Below are 17,633 nucleotides of genomic sequence, written 5' to 3'. Positions count from 1 at the left end.
ATCTTGTAAGTTAAAATAAAAAACAACTATGAAAAAACCAGACCCTTCCTTTTCCAAAAGCTAGGGTCTGGTTTTTAATAATCAATATTATCGTGAGAAAAGCGTGATATAGTTACGCATAATGACATACCGCCCTTCAGGCGTCAGTTTCACTAAGCCACCGGATAGCTGAACACAATCTTCACGTACTAAAGATTTGATAATTTTCGAAGTAAATTCACCAGTCCAGTGCAAATGCGTCTTTATGGTATCAATACCTGCTTCCGCATTTTCTTCTGCACTGTTTTCATGATTAGATAGGTGAAAAAGCAGGGTCGCTTTAGCAAATTCCAGTTTCTGATTCCTCCGCCTTAGAAGTGAACGGATCAGTCCTCTGCGGGGTGCAAAAACAAACACAAGGAAGAACACTAATCCGGTGACCACAGCCATACTGCCTGCTATGGACACATCCAGCATAGCCGCCGCCTGATACCCCAGGATTCCATTAACTGCTCCTATGATCCCGCTTAAAATCAGCATTCGTTTGAGATCGTCTGTCAGCAGATAAGCCGTCACCGGGGGGCCGATCATAAAGGCTACCACCAGCACAAATCCTACCGCCTGAAATGCTCCGACAGTGGTAAGGGATACCAGCGTCATCAGTCCATAATGTACCAGTGCCGGGGAAAAGCCCAGCACGGCAGCCAGCATGGGATCAAAGGTTGCTATCTTTAGTTCTTTAAAGAAAATGATGATTGCAGAAAGATTGATCAACATCAGAATCCCTGTTGTGTAAATCGCCTTTGCACCTACATCAACGCCGCCTATGACCATACGGTCAAATGGAGCAAAAGCCAGCTCTCCCAATAGTACCGAATCAGTATCCAGGTGAACGGAACCGGCATATCGGGTAATCAGGATAATGGCTATGGAAAAGAGCAAGGGGAACACCACGCCGATGGCGGCGTCTTCCGCCAGCAGCTGTGTCCGGCTTAGAAGCTCCGTCAGCCACACGGTCACCACCCCCATTAACGCGGCTCCCACAATGAGCAAAGGTGATGAGAGATCGTGGGTGCCGAAAAAAGCGAGTACAATTCCCAATAGAATCGTATGGGTAATGGAATCCGACATCATTGACATTTTACGAAGTACCAGAAACGTTCCGGGGAGAGCGCAGGCCACAGCAACAATAACGGCTATGATTTGAATTTCAATTTGTGGTGTCATCCGGCACACCTCCTTCCAGCTTATATAAAACCTTATTTTTTCTTCGTTGATATACCCTGTGCAGAACACCGCGCCCAGGAGCGAACAAGACGCTGATGATCACGATGGCACTAACGCATACCACAATAGCCGGGCCTGTCGGCAGTTTTGGAACGAGAGAACTGGCAGCCGTTCCTGCGATACCGGACGCTGCTCCGAAAAGCGCTGAGAGCGTTACCATGACCCACAGCTTATTGGTCCACTGGCGTGCGGCAACTGCAGGGGTAATCAGCATGGCGCTCATAAGAATGACGCCCACCGTCTGCAAACCGATAATGATTGCCAGTACAATCATAAATGACAGCAGAAGATTCAGCTTTTTTGGGGAAAAGCCAAGGCTCTGGGCAAAGTCGCTGTCAAAAGTGAAAAGCTTAAATTCCTTCCAGAACAGCAGCACCAGTGTCAATAATATAAGACCGCAAATTACCATCAGAATGATATCCCGCTGTAAAAGCGTGGACGCCTGACCGAAGATAAAGCGTTTCAGCCCAGCCTGATTGGAGTTTGGAATCTTCTGTACGTAAGTGAGCAGCACCAGGCCCAATCCGAAGAATACGGACATCACCAGAGCCAGCGCACTGTCAAATTTTACGCGGGTATGCCTCACAATACTGACAATAAACAGTGTTGCCAGCAAACCGGAAATAAGGGCGCCCATCAACAGAACCTCTGTATTTTTACTGCCAGACAGAACAAAGGCCATCACCACACCGGGTAGGGCGGAGTGGGATATTCCGTCACCCAGCAGGCTTTGCCTGCGAAGCACTGCAAAGCTGCCGAGTACTCCGCTGATCAGTCCCAAGAGGGCGGAACCCAGAGCCACTGTCTGGAATGTATAGTCGGAAAATAACGAAATAATACTGCTTAACATCACATCACACCCCTTAGAAGCGTACCGGAGCTTTGGTAGGTCTTTTTTAAATTATCTTCGTGGAATACTTCCTCCACAGGACCACAGGCAACCACGCGCAAATTAATCAGGGTAACCCAGTCGAAGTAATCGGGTACCGTCTGCAGATCGTGATGGACGACCACCACGGTTTTATTCTGCTCTTTCAGTTCTTTTAACAGTGCTACGATCGCCCGTTCCGTTTGAGCGTCTACTCCCTTAAAGGGTTCATCCATAAAGTAAACTTCAGCTTCCTGTGCCAGGGCGCGGGCCAGGAAAACCCGCTGCTGCTGGCCGCCGGAGAGCTGGCTGATCTGGCGGGAAGCATACTCCTGCATGCCTACTTTTGCCAGCATTTGTTTTGCCAGCTCCACATCCGGTTTACCGGGACGGCGGATCCAGCCCAACTTTCCGTAGCAGCCCATCAGCACCACATCCTGCACTGTGGCCGGGAAATCCCAGTCCACACTGCCGCTTTGAGGTACATAGCCGATGCGTTTTTTTAAGGTACGTATATCATCATTTCCGTCCAGAAACCGGACGGCTCCGGTGACTGGCTTTAAAAGTCCGAGCATAGCTTTGATTAAGGTCGTTTTACCGGCTCCGTTTGGACCGACCACCGCCATCAGTTTTCCCTTTGGGATTTTTAAGTCGATATCCCAAAGGACAGGCTTGGCGTCATAGGCTACGGTTAAATCCTCTACCTCCACTGCATAGGTTTGTTGTCTTTCCATATGATTCCCTCCTGTCACTTTAATGCATCTACAATCGTGTCAACATTTGCTTTAACGGTCAGGATATAAGTGTCGGCTCCGGACTGGGCATCGCCCAGGGAGTCAGAATAAAGCTCTCCGCCGATGGAAACATCAAAGCCCTTCGCTTTTACCGCAGCTTGAAGCGCTTCAATGGTTTTTGGCGGCACAGAAGATTCTACGAAAATTGCCTTAATCTGCCGTTCCACAATGAAATTGGCCAGATCACTTACATCGGCGGTACCTGCTTCCGCATCGGTGCTGATGCCCTGCAGACCCCGTACCTCAAAGCCATAGGCTTTGCCAAAGTATTGAAACGCATCGTGAGCGGTCACCAGCACGCGTTGTTTTTCCGGCAGCTCATCAGCCCGGCCGCGAATATACGTATCTGTCTCATCAAGTTCTTTTAAGTAAGCGTCCAGATTTGCCTCATAGTCTGCCTTTCCATTGGGATCGGCGTCTGTTAATCCTTTTGCAACGGTTTTAGCTGCATCCTTCCATAGGGAAACGTCGAACCAGATATGAGGATCGTGGATGGAGTTGTCATCCTCCCATGCCAGAAGCCTGGATTCGTCTAAGCCCTTTTCAATGCAGATGACTGCCGATCCCTGGTTTGACAGGTTCTCAAATATTTCCCCCATTTTTCCTTCCAGATGCAGGCCGTTATACACTACCACATCCGCTTTCTGCATCAGGGATACATCTCCGGCACTGGCCTGATACAAATGCGGGTCAATACCTGGCCCCATCAGGCCGTTTACCGTAACCCGTTCCCCGCCGATGGATGAAACCAGATCAGCCAGCATGGTGGTGGTAGCGACTATATTTAATTTATCTTTTGATGAGTCTTCGTTTACCGCCGGAGCAGAACAGCCCGTAAGCAGTAAGGTGAAACTCAGGATTGTACCAAGAATGCCTTTCATTTTTTGATTCATGAGAAACCTCCTTAAATTATATTTGGTGTATCCCCCTATGTCTCGTCTACATAGATTTGACAAGCGGCCTTATAACTGATTTGGACGCGTTTTCCTTCCAGGTCGAGGGTCAGCGGCCCTTCGTATGCGGCAGCTTCTATAATGCGGACAGAGCATCCGATTGTGATTCCGCTTTCCTGCAGATAGTCTAATAGTTCCTTTTCTTCCTTTACACGCCGGATATGGGAGGTCGCACCCATAGGAAGCAGGTTCAAAGTCAGCAGCGGAGCGCGGTCGATTTGGCCGTCGGGATGGGGAATTGCACTGCCGTGGGGGCAATAGGCAGGGTAATTCAGAAATTTATCCAGCCGGGCGGTCAGCCGTGACGGGGTGATATGTTCCAGCAGTTCCGCGTCTTCATGTGCCTCACTCCACGAGTAGCCAAGATGACGCATCAGGAAAACCTCCCAGAGCCGGTGGCCCCGCACCAGCGAAATGGCAACCTGAATTCCCTCAGGGGTCAGGCATGAACCTTTGTAGGGCTCATAATGAATCAGCCCCTCCCGTTTCAGCTTTCCAAGCATTTCCGTAACAGAAGCAGGAGCGATCTGCAAAGTTTCCGCAATCTGTTTATTGCTTACCAGCCCTTCCATACCGCCGAGCTTATAAATAGCTTTTAAATAATCTTCTTTGTTTGGTGTCATTTTATCTTCCTCCGTTTTAGATATATGAACCCCGCCACATGCGTGGGTAAAGAAATTGTTTGAAGAGTAAAGGTCTTTATACCGCAAATATTTTCACAATTCCCCCAATCAGCAGGATAAGGGCGGTTACTATTAAAGTAGGTATCTTGCTGCGAAAAAGCTGTTTTGTATAAGTATCCATAATTTTCCTCCTGTTGTGTCATTGTATTTAAATGTTTAGGCATGCCTAAACTTTATTATATTATATGCCTAAATATGTAGAAATGCAAGTGGTTTACATATAAAATCAATCATTTCATTATTCAGTTCTGTTAGGGGAGGGAAATAACGTTTCCCTTGGCTAATTTATGGGACTTAAGTAGAAAGTGTTACGAATACACTATATAAAGTTAAAAAAACAGAGGATGAATGACAATGAGCCAACTTCCGCCTCAGGAATTCCGTACCGTCCGGGGATATGAACTGAAAAAACAAAATGAGAGCAGACTTACGCCTGCTCTTGAGGATTATCTAGAAATGGCGTACCGATTGTGTCTGGAAGAGAGCTGCACTCGCATAAACAGACTTTCCGGGCAGCTGCACGTTCGTCCATCGTCTGCGTCAAAGATGGTATCCAAGCTTGTCCAGCTTGGGTATTTGAGATACGATGGCTTTGAAAATATCCTGCTGACTGATGAGGGAAGAATAACCGGCGAATATCTGCTGGAACGTCATAATACTTTGGAGCGTTTTTTTACCATGCTTAAAAGCCCGCGTCCATTGGAAGAAGCAGAATTGGTTGAACACATGCTGGGGGATTTGACTGTATTGGAAATAAAGATGCTGATGGAGTTTTTTATCCAAAATCCGGATGTTAAAATGCAGTTTGAGAATTTTAGGGATATGGTTATTTCTAAAGATTAAATGGTCTTCAGAGCCATGCTCCATCAGCTTTAACATTTTAGGCACAACAGGGAGTTTTAGTTTCTGCATGGTTCCGCTCCATATCATGACGCAAAGAACCATCATTGCAAGACTGAAAGGCATACTTATCCTCCTTTGTGCAGAAATGCAAAAAAGCCGACACTTCTGCAATGAAATAATTGCAGAAGTCATCAGCTTAATAAGCGGTTCGGCTAAAATCAGCACAGGGAGAACTTCATTCCCTTGGGCCATTTGTATCAAGATAATCACACATCCCTTTTTAAAAACTGTTCATCATACATCTTCTGGGCTTGGTTCAATGCAATTGTGGGCGATTGGACATTGCTGTAAGCATTTTTCACCGCCATACCGATAATGCTCAAAAAACGGCGTTCATCAAATGGAAAACCGGACAACTCAGGCACCCGCCGTCCTTTGGCCATTACAAAACAATCCTTTGCAAAATTCAGCCATGGATAAGAATTGACGATTTCATAATTTTCATAGGATTTCTTACAGGGGGAAACGCTTCCCAGCAGTGTTTCGGCGGAGGCGATTGTTTCACTGCATATCCAGCGGATAAAGGATAATGCTTCATTGGCCCGGCGGCTGTATTTTGAAACGCCGAGAGTTCCGCCGCCGATGACTGGGTTGCCTCCGGGAACCAGAGCATATCCGATATTTCCCACAACCTTGGAAGTTGAACTGAGCAGGTCAGAAGCATAGTTGCTGTACAGCAGGGTCATAGCAATGTTTCCGCTGGCAAAAGAGGTGGCGGTATTGGTCCACCAGGAATTATACTTTGGGCTGGAATAATTGCGGATATCCACAAGCTGTTCCAATGCCCGGACCGCGGCCGGAGAATTCAGGGCCACATTGTAGTGTTCGTCATACAGATTGTCCTGATAACTGAAAAAACGGGCCAAAAATTCAGAGCCTGCTACTCCGGTGGAACCAAGGGTGAGAGTGGCCCCATAATCCACAGGAGATGTTGGATTCAGAGATTTTGTAAAGAATGCGGCAATCCGGTTGAACTTATCAAAAGTATCTGGAGGGAGCAGCTCTTCCCGGTATTTTTCAAAGTACATGCGGCGGTAAATAGGGTCATTGAACAAATCTTTTCTGTAAAACAGAAGCTGCATACTTGGAGAAGTGGGCAATGCGTAAACATGTCCGTTGATCATTGAAAACGGCTCAATGGTACCATCTATAAATTCATTGAGACATTGAGAGACCGACGGATCGATTCCATCCAGTGGCTGTAATATTTTTTCTGCAAACCAGGATAACCAGGTCACATCCAGACGCAGGATATCGAATACGGAGTCCTTTGTCATATTTGTAAAGGCTTCATAGATTTCATCGTAGGAATAAATGGTGATGTTAACGGGTATCCCGGTTTTTTGTGTATACAGGCGGGAAAGGCTGCGAAGAGTGTAGGCGCTGGGGGTGTCAAGGGTCAGGATGTTTAACGGGGATTTGTTATCGCTGTAGATGATATTTGAAAACCAATCTCGGAAACCTGAATTTTCAAGAATTCTTTTCTCCGGATATTTGCCTGAGGGATCATTTTCAATCAGGGTTTCGGCAGCGATCTTTCCCAACTGGCGGTAATTCAGTTCGTATTTATCAAAGTCGTTTTCAGGCATGGTAAATACAGGAGAAACGGTGTATATATTTAAGCTGAGCTCTGGGTAAAAGGTATTATGTATATCTTTTACAGATTCAGCAAAACCGTAATTGGATATAAAAATGGCCTGGGGCGTGGAATCATGGAAGATCTGCATAATGTTCTGCAGTTTCCTGTATGAGTCCGTCTGTATGTGGTACACGGAACAGGAAGAGTTCCTCATCGTGTCCATAAAGCCGTCATAAAATGCCAGCTCATTGGACAGCCGAAGGCTGCCGGTCAAAATACAGATATTTGTATATTTCTTTTCCAAAGCCTTTCTGGCTAATTCTTTTCCTGCCTGTCCATAGTTGAATCCAATATATTTACAGGATATATCAGGATCCCGTTCAATGAAAATGATATTTTCCCGGATCTTTTTCTTCCCCTCCAAGTATGGAATAGAGTCTGACTGGGAGGTAAAGGAAGTAAATGATGCAATTCCGGCGGGCATAAGGGAACGTATGTCCTGTAAGGCATTGATCTCAGCCTCCGGCTGATCGTCATTGGTGAGATACTGGCATACGGAATAACTATGATTTTCAGCGTAAGCCTTAAAACTCATAAAAAAATCGATGTATTGTTTGGAACGCAGGTTTGGAAGAATGACGGCTAATAAATCGGAGCGCCCCTTGCGCAGTAATTTAGCTCTTTCATTGGGGATATATCCAAGAGAGGCAGCGGCATCCATTACCTGTTTTATTTTTTCGCTGCTGACGTTGCCTTTTTCATTTAAAACATTTGAAACAGTTCCCTGGGCAACACCGGCGGCCCTGGCAATATCTTTAATAGTAACCATAAAATACCTCCATAATTTACCAGAAACAAATGATTATTTATAGTATATCATATAAAATAAAAAATGAAACCTCTTTTTAGATGTGAAAAACGAACATTAAAACGTAAGTATCTGCAAATATATTGTATGAAATATATAAAAATATTATTGACACGTTTCAATCGTTGTGATAAACTACCCATGTAAACATCAATTGTTGAATTTAAGGAGGGGTTGTTTTGAAAAAAATGAAATATTTATCTGCGATCACATTGGCAATGGTCATGGCTGCAGCAGGAGTATTGACTGGGTGCGGCGGCAATTCAACAGGTGCAGCAAAGGCAGAGCAAACGGAAACAAACGCCGAGTCAGACTCAGCGGATACAGATTCTGCAAAGGCAGAGACTCAGGAAAATGCGGGGGATGCATTGCGCCTGACGTTTTACTATCCAGTCAACGTAGGCGGATCAGCTGCACAGCTTATTGAAAAAATCTGTACGGACTTTAACTCGGAGAATCCAGATATTGTTGTTGAACCGGTTTATACAGGAAACTATGACGACACTGTTACAAAAATCCAGACGGCCGTACAGGGAGGAACCCCGCCGGATGTGTTTGTAAGCCTGGCGACCCAGAGATTTACCATGTCATCTACAGGTATGGCTATGCCGCTGGATGATTTTATTGCAGCTGACGGAGAAGAAGGAAAAGCATTCATCTCAGACTTTCTTCCCGGATTCATGGAAGACTCCTATGTAGATGGAAAGATTTATTCCATTCCTTTCCAGAGAAGTACGGAGATCCTCTATTATAACAAAGATCTGTTCAAGGAAGCCGGACTTGATCCGGAGAAGCCGCCTAGAACCTGGGAGGAGCTGGCGGATTATGGGGTGAAGCTGACAAACAGCGACCATTATGGTGTTGGAATTGCTTTGAATTCCGGCTCTGCCCAGTGGACGTTCACAGGATTTGCGTTACAGAACAGCAAAGACGGTAAAAACCTCATGAGTGAAGATGGAAAGACTGTTTACTTTAATACCCCTGAAAATGTAGAAGCCCTTCAGTTCTGGCTGGATCTCCAGAATAAATACAAATGCATGGCAGAAGGGATCGTTCAATGGACCGACCTGCCCACACAGTTCCTGGCCGGGGAAGTAGCTATGATCTATCATACCACCGGAAATATGGCCAATATCAACAGTAACGCCAAGTTTGAGTTTGGTACGGCATTTATGCCGGGACATGCACGGGATGCGGCTCCCACAGGCGGCGGAAACTTCTATATCTCAAACGGAATCGCGAAGGAGCGTGCGGATGCAGCTTGGAAATTCATTAAATTTGCTACTTCTACCGAAAGAGCAGCCCAGTGGAGCCTGGATACTGGTTACGTAGCGACCAGACAGTCTTGTTATGAAACGGATCTGATTAAAGATTATTACGCAAAGGTTCCTCAGGCTTCCATCGCTTATGAGCAGCTTCCCTATGCAAAACCGGAGCTGACGACTTATAATGCGGCTGAGATATGGAGGATTTTAAACGATAACATCCAGGCGGCAGTAGTGGGAGATATGACAGCACAGGAAGCCCTGGACCAGGCCCAGGAGGAAGCAGAGGAAGTTTTAGCAGATTTTCAATAGTATAGGAAACCGAAAGGGGATTGCAGCTTGCAAACCCCTTTCTTTAAAGAAGGGTGACGGATCGATGAATGGTGACTTAAAAAAGAGGAAGGAATTGAAGCATAATTTCACGGCATGGATGCTTGTTGCCCCGGCACTGGCGTTCATGCTGGTATTTACAGCGTACCCTGTATTCAGGAGTCTGTATCTAAGCCTTATGAAATATAAAATGGGAATGGGGGCGCCAGAGCTTATTGGGCTGGAAAACTATGCAAAACTGTTTTCATCAAAGCTGTTTTGGAAGGTAATGGGAAATACAGTCTTTTTTGCACTGATTACTGTACTGCCCAGCATGGCTGTGGGATTGGGCCTTGCCGTTCTGGTAAATAGAAGAAGCCGGGCAATCGGTTTTGTAAGAACAGCTTTCTTCTATCCGGTTGTAATGCCTATGATAGCCATAGCCAGTGTCTGGATGTTCATCTATATGGCGAAAAACGGATTGTTTGACCAGATGCTCATAAGCATGGGCTTTCGCCCATTGAACGTCTTGTCAAAGAAAAGTACGGTGCTGCCTGCCATGGCGGTCATGTACGTATGGAAGGAAGCAGGATATTTGATGGTATTTTTCCTGTCGGGGATCCAGAGCATATCAACGGAGGTCATGGAGGCTGCAAAGATCGACGGGGCTGGAAGCTTAAAAATCTTTAGAAAGATTACCCTGCCACTGCTGGCCCCTACATTCCTTTTTGTATCGACCATTGCCTTTACGAATAGTTTTAAGCTTGTGGATCATGTTGTAATCATGACAGAGGGGGCTCCTAACAATGCCAGCACCCTTCTTCTTTACTACATTTACCAGCAGGGCTTTACGAATTTTAATTATGGTGTGTCTTCTGCACTGACGGTTATCATGCTTGTCTTGCTGTTAATTGTGTCACTGCCAAGATTTATAAGCCAGGACAAGAAGATCCATTATAATTAGAGGGGAGAAGGTTATGAAGAATTTGAAAAAACCATTAATATCCATTTGTTCCGTACTGCTGGCAACCGCGTGGCTGGCTCCCCTGTTTTGGCTTGTGTGTACAGCTTTAACGGAGCCTACGTTTAAAATGACGTTCTTTCCCAATTCTAAGTTTACTTTGGGCAATGTCGTGTATGTGTGGAATGCCATACCCTTTGGAAGATATTATTTAAATACCCTCTTCCTTGTTGCGGTAACATTTGGTATTCAGTTTGTTACATCTACCTTGGCTGGATATGCCCTTGGTGTCATGGAGTTTAAGGGACAGTATCTGGTGATGGCAGTGATTTTTATGCAGATTATTATACCTAATGATGTACTTATTACGCCTAACTTTATGACCTTATCAGAGATGGGGCTTACAGATACAAAGCTGGGCATCATGCTGCCGTTTTATGGAAGTGCCCTGGCAATCTTCCTTTTAAGGCAGCACTTTAAGACCATACCGAGGGCCTTAGCGGAAGCGGCAAGAATTGACGGCGCAAATATATGGCAAACCATCTGGCAGGTATATATGCCATGTGCAAAACCGGCATATATGTCATTTGCGGTCATTTCGGTCAGCTATCACTGGAACAACTATCTGTGGCCGTTAATTGTAACAAATTCCCCAGCAAACCGTACCCTGACGGTCGGTCTTGCTATTTTTGCAAAATCCAAGGAAGCTAATATGCAGTGGGCGAATGTCTGCGCAGCCACGTTAATTATTATACTGCCGTTATTAATAGCCTTTTTCATCCTGCAAAGACAGTTTATGAGCAGCTTTGTCAGTGCAGGCATCAAGGAGTAGGGGGAGAGGACGATGGAATTACATTTTTTAGGCTGTGGATCGGCATTTTATCCTCAGTATAAAAATACCAGTGCATATTTTGAATTAAACAATGACCTCTATTTGATCGATTGCGGAGAAACTGTATTTGAAACATTGCTCTCATTGGTTGATCTTGAACAATACAGGGAAATTTACATTGTGATCACACATCTGCACGCGGATCATGTGGGAAGCCTGGCTTCTTTGATTTCTTATACTTATTGCATGTTGGATAAGAAGCGGGTTACCGTTATTCATCCCAAACCTACGATTGCCCAGTTATTAAGCCTTATGGGGATCGGAAGGGAGTTTTACCGTTATAAAGAGGCTTATGACGGCAGAAGTGTAGAATTTGAAGCGATCCAGGTTCAGCACGTGGATAATATGGAGTGTTTTGGCTATGTTATAAAAGTAAATGGAGAAGCAATTTATTACAGCGGAGATTCCTCTCATCTGCCTCAAAGAATACTGGAGGATTTTAAAAAGGGGGAAATCAAGACCATTTATCATGACACAAGCACCCATGATTCTGACTATGCAACCCACTGTTATTATGGTAAACTGGAGGCATGGATTCCCCATGAGATGAGAAGGAGGGTATTTTGCATGCATTTGGATTCTGATTGTAAAGGTTTGTTGGAAGGAAAAGGGTTTTCCGTAGTAAACGTGGATGGTGATACGTATGCTGAACCTAGGTAATTTACAGGAACTGAACGAAATTACAATTACAGTACGTATATGCCTGGCTCTGATTATAGGCGGCATTCTGGGAATGGAAAGAGAAGTCAGGAAGCAGCCGGCAGGATTCCGGACGTATATGCTGGTATGTATGGGATCGGCAGCAGTGATGATGACCAACCAGTATATTTCGCAAACCTTTGGCGGCTCAGACCCCTCAAGGCTTGGCGCGCAGGTAGTCAGTGGGATCGGCTTTTTAGGGGCAGGTACCATCATAGTGACCAGAAATAATCAGGTACGTGGTTTAACCACTGCAGCCGGATTATGGGCGGCTGCCTGTGCAGGGCTGGCTGTTGGCATCGGGTTCTACAAGGGGGCAATACTTGTGGGATTGGCCATCAGTCTGATTATGACGGTTTTCCAAAAGGTTGACAGCCGGCTTATGGCAACTTCAAGAATCTTTAATTTGTATATGAACTTCAATGCTGCGGCAAATTTGAATTTGTTTCTGGAAAGCTGCAAAGAAAGGAATATACAAATTATTGATATCCAGGCATTTAAAGCTAAGGGTAAGGGAGAAGACGGTATCATTGTCATGATCACATTGAAAACTGCAAAAAGAGAGCCCCGGGGGAACATATTGCAGTTTTTAGGTATGGCAGAGGGGCTTAAGTATATGGAGGAATTGTAGTTTGATGGACAAAGAATTACATATTGACAGGAAAGAGATCGAAGAGCTGGTACTTTATACCAGGCGCTTTTTTAATGACCAGCGGCTGGCATCAGATGTCCGGTCTAAAGGTCCGGCGGATTACGTCACTCAGGTAGATATCCAGGTTCAAAAGTGGCTGAAAGAAAAACTGGAGGAGAAATATCCCCGGATCCAATTCATGGGAGAAGAGAAGGACAATTCGGGTCTGGATTTTAACAGGCCGGTGTGGATTGTGGATCCGGTGGATGGAACCACCAACTTACTTCATGATTACAAACAAAGTGCCGTAAGCATAGGCTTATGGGATGGAAAAAGAATAGGGTTAGGAGCTGTATACCTGCCATTCTTAAATGAATTTTTCTGGGCGGTAGAGGGAGAAGGCGCTTTTTTAAACGGCAGCAGAATCCGTGTCAGCAATAATAAAACCCTGGAAGCATCGTTGATCGCCATAGGCACAAGCCCTTATTATAAGGAAAATGCGGAAAGAATCTTTGATATGAGCAGAAGGATTTTTATGAAATGCCAGGATATCCGCCGAGGCGGCTCGGCAGCCATTGACATGGTGTATGTTGCCTGCGGCAGACTGGATGGATATTTTGAAATGAATTTGAATCCCTGGGATTATAGCGGAGCGTACCTGATTGTGAAAGAGGCTGGAGGAATGGTGGCTGAATTTGACGGTTCCCCGGTGCAGTTTCATAAAAAGAGCCATCTCATAGTCAGCAATGGACATATTTGGCATGAGATGCAAAAGGAGATCTGTATCTAGATTCAAGTTGTGATATGCTCCTTCCTATCGCGGTCAGTTTACAACATAAAAACTGTTCGCCGCAGGAAGGAGCATATGTTTGTATTGGGGAAAGCCTCCCAAGAGAAGGTTCAAAAAAACAGGAAGTATCGCGGCGTGCTGCTCTTGTATTTCAGATACTCATCCCCAAAGGCTCGAGGTAAATACGTTTCTTCTTCCAAAATCTGAAAATGAAGCAGCAGGATTCCAATGAACGCGGAAAGGATGCTGATCATGTTTGGAAGGGCAAGAGCAGAGCCCATATATAGTAAGTCAAAGCCCACAAAAGCCGGATTCCTGCTGACCTTATATATGCCTCGTGTTACAATGGAAGTTTTTTGGGTTTCGTCCACACCTGCGCGCCAGCTGTCACGCATGGAGGTAATAGCCAGTACAAAGAAAATAACCCCGCCTCCCGTGAGTGCAATTCCTATCCACCTTACACTGTCAGGAAATGAAAGAGGGAGCATGAAACGGGAAAATAACACGCTTGCGTACTGAATAGCCGCAATACCGTAGGTTGCTGCTAGAAGAGCCGTTTCTATTGCAGCCGTTTTAGGAGGTTTGCGGCCCTTTGCCAGCCTGTTTGTGTGAATGCCCTTTTTCCGAAGAAGGATTTGCTTCGTAAAATAGGCAATGTAAAAACAGGTTATTAACGCAAATATGCTGATCTGAAAAATCATTCTATCACCGCCTTGTTTGTAATACCTCAAAGTATACCATGGAAACGTCAAAATGAACATCAATATAAGATTGATTGATACAGGCAAACTTAATGCAGGAAAAGGGAGAGATGCGGTCCGCAGGCCGGATAGAAAAAGGTGATAACGAAACAAAAACGGCACTGCTCATACGCCCGTATTCCTGTTGTTTTTGTTTGCCTTTTTTAAAGATTAAAGGTACAATATCGTTATATAGTAAGATGGGTTTTTAAGGGGGTATGTTTTCTATGAAAAGATTGATAGCATCAGGGCTGGTATTGGCCTGCATGACACTGCTATTAGCTGGATGCAGCAAAAACCATAAGACAGAAAACACCAACGATAATATGGGTGCAATTACATCCGCATTGGAAGATCATGGTTATACAGTAGAAAAAAAGAGTGTTGAAAAGCATCTGCTTACGGGGGAACGTTACCGGCTGACTTTAAACAACAGCCTGGATACGCAGGTTGTTATCTATGAATACGACGATCCGGAGAAAGCAAAAGCAGATGCTGATTGTATAGATAAAAGCGGTACGAAAATCCAGTTCACGAATGGAGAGGAAGGTACTGACGTTAATGTTGACTGGATAAGCATCCCCCATTACTATTTGTATGATAATCTTATTGTGGAGTATATAGGGACGGAAGAAAGCATTCTGTCAGCCTTAGAAAATACGTGTGGCCTGTATTTTGCAGGCGGTGAATGACTTTTAATAGAAACACTGTAACATAGGATAAAAATGCCGTACTGCAACCGTGAATTCCAACCGGCAGTCAGGATTTAACCGAATTTTAATCAGATTGCATTTTGTGGAGGAAATTGAATTGAAAGATATCATCGAAGGCATCATTCATTCATTAAAGGATATAAAAGGACTGGAAGCTATCGTACTTGGCGGTTCCCGCGCAAAAGGTACCCATAGCCCTGATTCCGATATTGATATTGGCCTATATTACAACAAGGAAACCATCGACCTTCCTCTGTTAGAGAAAAGAGCCCAGGAATTGGATCAGGAACATAGGGAAAATCTCCTTGCAAAACCTGGCGAATGGGGAAAATGGGTGGATGGAGGCTGCTGGCTAACCATTGGCAATATGCCCGTAGATTTTATATTACGCGATGTGAGCCGGGTGAAAAAAGCCATTGAGGAATGTCGGGAAGGGATTGTTTCTCCTCATTATCAAACAGGACATCCTCATGCTTACTTTAATGTAATATACATGGGGGAACTGGCAGTCTGCAAGATGCTGTGGAATCAAAACGATGAGATACTCCGATTAAAAGCACTTGCTGAGGATTACCCGCAAAAATTAAAGAAAGAGATCATTCGTTTCTTTTCCTTTGAGGCAGGCTTTTCCCAGATGCTGGCAGAAAAGAGTATCCCAGGGGACGATGTGTATTATGTATCCGCTCATTTGGTCCGTTCCATATCTGCGCTTAATCAAGTGTTGTTCGCGCTAAATGAACAATACTGCATAAACGAGAAAAAGGCGGTGAAAATGATTGATGGGTTTCCCGTTTCTCCTGACCATTATAAAGAAAAGGTGGATTCTATCTTTTCATTATCCGGTACTAATTTGCCAGGGGCGTGTGAACATCTGAAAAAATTGATAAATGAAGTAGATTTATTGCTTTGAATTTTCATAAGGCATAGCTGTCTGCCGGCAGCAAATAAAACAGGAATTTGGAGGGCAATGCGTTGACGGAATATAAAGATAAGCAGGAATTGATCGACGAGATATTAAATCGTGCTAAATTATTCATAGATGAATTTTCAGATATTCAGGAAACAGACAAGGACAAACAGATTGACGGCGTGGACAGGACTCCGGTACAGATGATAGCCTATCAATTAGGGTGGTTAAACCTTCTTCTTTATTGGGAAGAACAGGAACAGCAGGGGAATACGGTTGTTACACCTCACCCAGATTATAAGTGGAACAATCTGGGCGGATTATATGAGAGCTTTTACAGGCAATACGAAATATACAGTTTACAGGAATTATGTACGATGTTTAAGGAAACGGTACAAAAAATCATAAACCTTACGGAACATTATGAAGAAACCGAGCTTTTTCAGCCAGGAAGCAGAAAATGGGCTTCTTCAACACCTTCCAACTGGGCAGTCTGGAAATGGATCCATACGAATACGGTAGCGCCCTTTAAGTCATTTAGAAGTAAGATCAGAAAGTGGAAGAAGCTGAATGGTGGCTGAAAACTCTTATCTATATTACCGATCCTTATGTATTTGAGGACTAATAAAAAAGAGTACCAGACCTATAAAAATCGTTGCTATCCCGATACCCTGCTGAAGAGAAATTGCCTCATGTAAGATAAAATAGGCCAGAATGCAGGTGCCGATGGTTTCTCCCAGTATGCTCATGGAAATAACCGTCGCAGAAATCCACTTTAGCAGCCAATTAAAGATAAATTGTCCAAAAATAGTTGATATTAGTGCTAATCCCCCAAAGGCTATCCAGGTGGCTTTCGGATAACTGCTGAAAGAGTTACCCTCAATCATTGCATAACACCCTAAAAAAACGGAACTGCTTAAATAGCTGATGACGGAATAAGGAACCGCAGATAATTCCTTTCTTATTGCCTGGCCTATAAAAAAGTAGACACTGATAATTCCTGCCGCCAAAAGCGCTAATAAATCACCAAAAAGAGCTTGAGAGCTTATTTGAAAATCCCCCCATCCTATGATGAAGCAGCCCATAATGGCGATCAGACACCCCCCAATTGCCAGCTTGTGAAATCGTTCCTTCAAAAAGGTATATCCGATAGCGATCGAAAAAAGAGGCTGCAATGTTACGATCACTGTTGAGCTTGCCACTGATGTATGCCTCAGGGATTCAAACCACAGCAGATAATGAGCAGATAAGAGAAGTCCTGACAAGATCCCAAGTGCCCATTGCTTTTTGGAGAGGGACAGCAATTGATTCTTATTTTGTTTGCTGCCAAATAAAAATGGCAAAAGAATCAGCGCTGCAAAAAATAATCGGAAAAATGCTGTTATAGCAGAAGGGGCATTAGCCAGGCGCACGAAAATTGCGGAGGTGGAAAGGGAAAAGACACCGAAAAGCAAAGCCAGGTACAATCCAATATTAGTCTTCAAAGTTTTTCTCCTATGGTTATAAATTATAAATGCATAATACAATAAAATGCTTTAGTAATTATAGTATGATTGTTTGCTAAAAGCCAGTGTTATTTACCTTTCTGATAGTCAAAAATAAAGCGCTAAGAATACAGTATGCAGATGACCGAACTTCATCACGCCGGTAATCACTCTTTTTTTATTAAGGCATGAATACGGTTCATGCAACTCCCAGATTACAGTCAGTGCCGCGAATCGACCTCGAATTGCAGAAAAAAACAATCCCTAATTTAAGGAAAGCCTGTGGCATATTTGAAGAACAAATGGTATAATGAAAAGAACTAATTGT

At 44.3% G+C, this 17,633-nt stretch carries 18 protein-coding genes and 1 riboswitch; of the genes, 10 read left to right on the top strand and 8 right to left on the bottom strand.

Features of this window, described 5'->3' with window-relative positions:
* Positions 1-87: 87 nt before the first annotated feature.
* The 5 genes from BMX69_RS12760 to BMX69_RS12740 are packed head-to-tail and all read right to left on the bottom strand — an operon-like array spanning position 88 to position 4,504.
* Positions 88-1,206 (bottom strand): metal ABC transporter permease, encoded by a 1,119-nt coding sequence (locus BMX69_RS12760; protein ID WP_100042540.1) that lies wholly within the window; start codon positions 1,204-1,206, stop codon positions 88-90.
* Positions 1,190-2,116, bottom strand: a complete 927-nt coding sequence (locus tag BMX69_RS12755) for a metal ABC transporter permease (RefSeq protein WP_100042539.1) — start codon at positions 2,114-2,116, stop codon at positions 1,190-1,192. The genes BMX69_RS12760 and BMX69_RS12755 overlap by 17 nt, the downstream gene beginning before the upstream one ends.
* Positions 2,116-2,868, bottom strand: coding sequence for a metal ABC transporter ATP-binding protein (locus tag BMX69_RS12750; protein WP_100042538.1), 753 nt, complete (start codon positions 2,866-2,868; stop codon positions 2,116-2,118). Before BMX69_RS12750 ends, BMX69_RS12755 begins: the two co-directional genes overlap by 1 nt.
* 14 nt (positions 2,869-2,882) lie before the next feature.
* Positions 2,883-3,821, bottom strand: coding sequence for a metal ABC transporter solute-binding protein, Zn/Mn family (locus BMX69_RS12745; protein WP_054790887.1), 939 nt, complete (start codon positions 3,819-3,821; stop codon positions 2,883-2,885).
* Positions 3,822-3,856: 35 nt separating this feature from the next.
* A complete protein-coding gene (locus BMX69_RS12740) occupies positions 3,857-4,504 on the bottom strand; it encodes a metal-dependent transcriptional regulator (protein ID WP_100042537.1) in 648 nt (215 codons plus the stop codon).
* A 414-nt stretch (positions 4,505-4,918) separates the two neighbouring features.
* Between BMX69_RS12740 and BMX69_RS12735 the strand changes: the two genes are divergently transcribed.
* Entirely contained in the window at positions 4,919-5,407 is a 489-nt protein-coding gene (locus tag BMX69_RS12735) for a metal-dependent transcriptional regulator (protein WP_100042536.1), read from the top strand.
* Positions 5,408-5,582: 175 nt separating this feature from the next.
* Positions 5,583-5,659, bottom strand: a riboswitch (Fluoride riboswitch).
* 14 nt (positions 5,660-5,673) lie between these two features.
* On the opposite strand, the gene BMX69_RS12730 is transcribed toward BMX69_RS12735, so the two are convergent.
* Positions 5,674-7,875: an extracellular solute-binding protein gene (locus BMX69_RS12730; RefSeq protein WP_100042535.1), complete on the bottom strand. Its 2,202-nt coding sequence runs from the start codon at positions 7,873-7,875 to the stop codon at positions 5,674-5,676.
* Between the two features lie 218 nt (positions 7,876-8,093).
* Between BMX69_RS12730 and BMX69_RS12725 the strand changes: the two genes are divergently transcribed.
* The 6 genes from BMX69_RS12725 (at position 8,094) to BMX69_RS12700 (ending at position 13,461) form a co-directional block, all read left to right on the top strand.
* A complete protein-coding gene (locus tag BMX69_RS12725) occupies positions 8,094-9,491 on the top strand; it encodes an ABC transporter substrate-binding protein (protein WP_054790886.1) in 1,398 nt (465 codons plus the stop codon).
* Between the two features lie 64 nt (positions 9,492-9,555).
* Complete coding sequence (locus tag BMX69_RS12720; RefSeq protein ID WP_100042534.1) at positions 9,556-10,452, top strand: carbohydrate ABC transporter permease; 897 nt, start codon at positions 9,556-9,558, stop codon at positions 10,450-10,452.
* 13 nt (positions 10,453-10,465) lie between these two features.
* Entirely contained in the window at positions 10,466-11,281 is an 816-nt protein-coding gene (locus tag BMX69_RS12715; RefSeq protein ID WP_100042533.1) for a carbohydrate ABC transporter permease, read from the top strand.
* A gap of 12 nt (positions 11,282-11,293) precedes the next feature.
* Entirely contained in the window at positions 11,294-12,001 is a 708-nt protein-coding gene (locus BMX69_RS12710; RefSeq protein WP_054790885.1) for an MBL fold metallo-hydrolase, read from the top strand.
* Positions 11,985-12,671 carry an MgtC/SapB family protein gene (locus tag BMX69_RS12705; protein ID WP_100042532.1) on the top strand — a complete coding sequence of 229 codons (687 nt, stop codon included), beginning with the start codon at positions 11,985-11,987 and terminating at the stop codon, positions 12,669-12,671. The genes BMX69_RS12710 and BMX69_RS12705 overlap by 17 nt, the downstream gene beginning before the upstream one ends.
* A gap of 4 nt (positions 12,672-12,675) precedes the next feature.
* Positions 12,676-13,461 (top strand): inositol monophosphatase family protein, encoded by a 786-nt coding sequence (locus BMX69_RS12700; RefSeq protein WP_100043846.1) that lies wholly within the window; start codon positions 12,676-12,678, stop codon positions 13,459-13,461.
* A gap of 110 nt (positions 13,462-13,571) precedes the next feature.
* Here BMX69_RS12700 and BMX69_RS12695 read toward each other — a convergent pair whose 3' ends face one another.
* On the bottom strand, positions 13,572-14,162 hold the full coding sequence (locus BMX69_RS12695; RefSeq protein WP_054790884.1) for a methyltransferase family protein: 591 nt from the start codon (positions 14,160-14,162) through the stop codon (positions 13,572-13,574).
* 266 nt (positions 14,163-14,428) lie between these two features.
* Here BMX69_RS12695 and BMX69_RS12690 point away from each other — a divergent pair, with 266 nt between their 5' ends.
* The 3 genes from BMX69_RS12690 (at position 14,429) to BMX69_RS12680 (ending at position 16,402) form a co-directional block, all read left to right on the top strand.
* On the top strand, positions 14,429-14,893 hold the full coding sequence (locus BMX69_RS12690; protein ID WP_054790883.1) for a hypothetical protein: 465 nt from the start codon (positions 14,429-14,431) through the stop codon (positions 14,891-14,893).
* Between the two features lie 118 nt (positions 14,894-15,011).
* On the top strand, positions 15,012-15,824 hold the full coding sequence (locus BMX69_RS12685) for a nucleotidyltransferase domain-containing protein (RefSeq protein ID WP_330387427.1): 813 nt from the start codon (positions 15,012-15,014) through the stop codon (positions 15,822-15,824).
* 62 nt (positions 15,825-15,886) lie between these two features.
* Entirely contained in the window at positions 15,887-16,402 is a 516-nt protein-coding gene (locus BMX69_RS12680) for a ClbS/DfsB family four-helix bundle protein (RefSeq protein ID WP_054790882.1), read from the top strand.
* Between the two features lie 15 nt (positions 16,403-16,417).
* Here the strand turns inward: BMX69_RS12680 and BMX69_RS12675 are convergent, their stop codons facing one another.
* Positions 16,418-17,305: a DMT family transporter gene (locus tag BMX69_RS12675; protein WP_100042530.1), complete on the bottom strand. Its 888-nt coding sequence runs from the start codon at positions 17,303-17,305 to the stop codon at positions 16,418-16,420.
* Positions 17,306-17,633: the final 328 nt, after the last annotated feature.

The organism is Lacrimispora sphenoides JCM 1415 (assembly GCF_900105615.1).
Classification (GTDB): Bacteria; Bacillota; Clostridia; order Lachnospirales; family Lachnospiraceae; genus Lacrimispora; species Lacrimispora sphenoides.
The sequence above is the reverse complement of the archived record's forward strand: the minus strand, read 5'-3'. Positions and strand labels throughout refer to the sequence as shown.

What these genes read in the sequence shown, in the direction of transcription:
- BMX69_RS12760 (WP_100042540.1), bottom strand. Translation starts at nt 1,206, where the DNA reads ATGACACCACAAATTGAAATTCAAATCATAGCCGTTATTGTTGCTGTG.
- BMX69_RS12755 (WP_100042539.1), bottom strand. Translation starts at nt 2,116, where the DNA reads ATGTTAAGCAGTATTATTTCGTTATTTTCCGACTATACATTCCAGACA.
- BMX69_RS12750 (WP_100042538.1), bottom strand. Translation starts at nt 2,868, where the DNA reads ATGGAAAGACAACAAACCTATGCAGTGGAGGTAGAGGATTTAACCGTA.
- BMX69_RS12745 (WP_054790887.1), bottom strand. Translation starts at nt 3,821, where the DNA reads ATGAATCAAAAAATGAAAGGCATTCTTGGTACAATCCTGAGTTTCACC.
- BMX69_RS12740 (WP_100042537.1), bottom strand. Translation starts at nt 4,504, where the DNA reads ATGACACCAAACAAAGAAGATTATTTAAAAGCTATTTATAAGCTCGGC.
- BMX69_RS12735 (WP_100042536.1), top strand. Translation starts at nt 4,919, where the DNA reads ATGAGCCAACTTCCGCCTCAGGAATTCCGTACCGTCCGGGGATATGAA.
- BMX69_RS12730 (WP_100042535.1), bottom strand. Translation starts at nt 7,875, where the DNA reads ATGGTTACTATTAAAGATATTGCCAGGGCCGCCGGTGTTGCCCAGGGA.
- BMX69_RS12720 (WP_100042534.1), top strand. Translation starts at nt 9,556, where the DNA reads ATGAATGGTGACTTAAAAAAGAGGAAGGAATTGAAGCATAATTTCACG.
- BMX69_RS12715 (WP_100042533.1), top strand. Translation starts at nt 10,466, where the DNA reads ATGAAGAATTTGAAAAAACCATTAATATCCATTTGTTCCGTACTGCTG.
- BMX69_RS12710 (WP_054790885.1), top strand. Translation starts at nt 11,294, where the DNA reads ATGGAATTACATTTTTTAGGCTGTGGATCGGCATTTTATCCTCAGTAT.
- BMX69_RS12705 (WP_100042532.1), top strand. Translation starts at nt 11,985, where the DNA reads ATGCTGAACCTAGGTAATTTACAGGAACTGAACGAAATTACAATTACA.
- BMX69_RS12700 (WP_100043846.1), top strand. Translation starts at nt 12,676, where the DNA reads ATGGACAAAGAATTACATATTGACAGGAAAGAGATCGAAGAGCTGGTA.
- BMX69_RS12695 (WP_054790884.1), bottom strand. Translation starts at nt 14,162, where the DNA reads ATGATTTTTCAGATCAGCATATTTGCGTTAATAACCTGTTTTTACATT.
- BMX69_RS12690 (WP_054790883.1), top strand. Translation starts at nt 14,429, where the DNA reads ATGAAAAGATTGATAGCATCAGGGCTGGTATTGGCCTGCATGACACTG.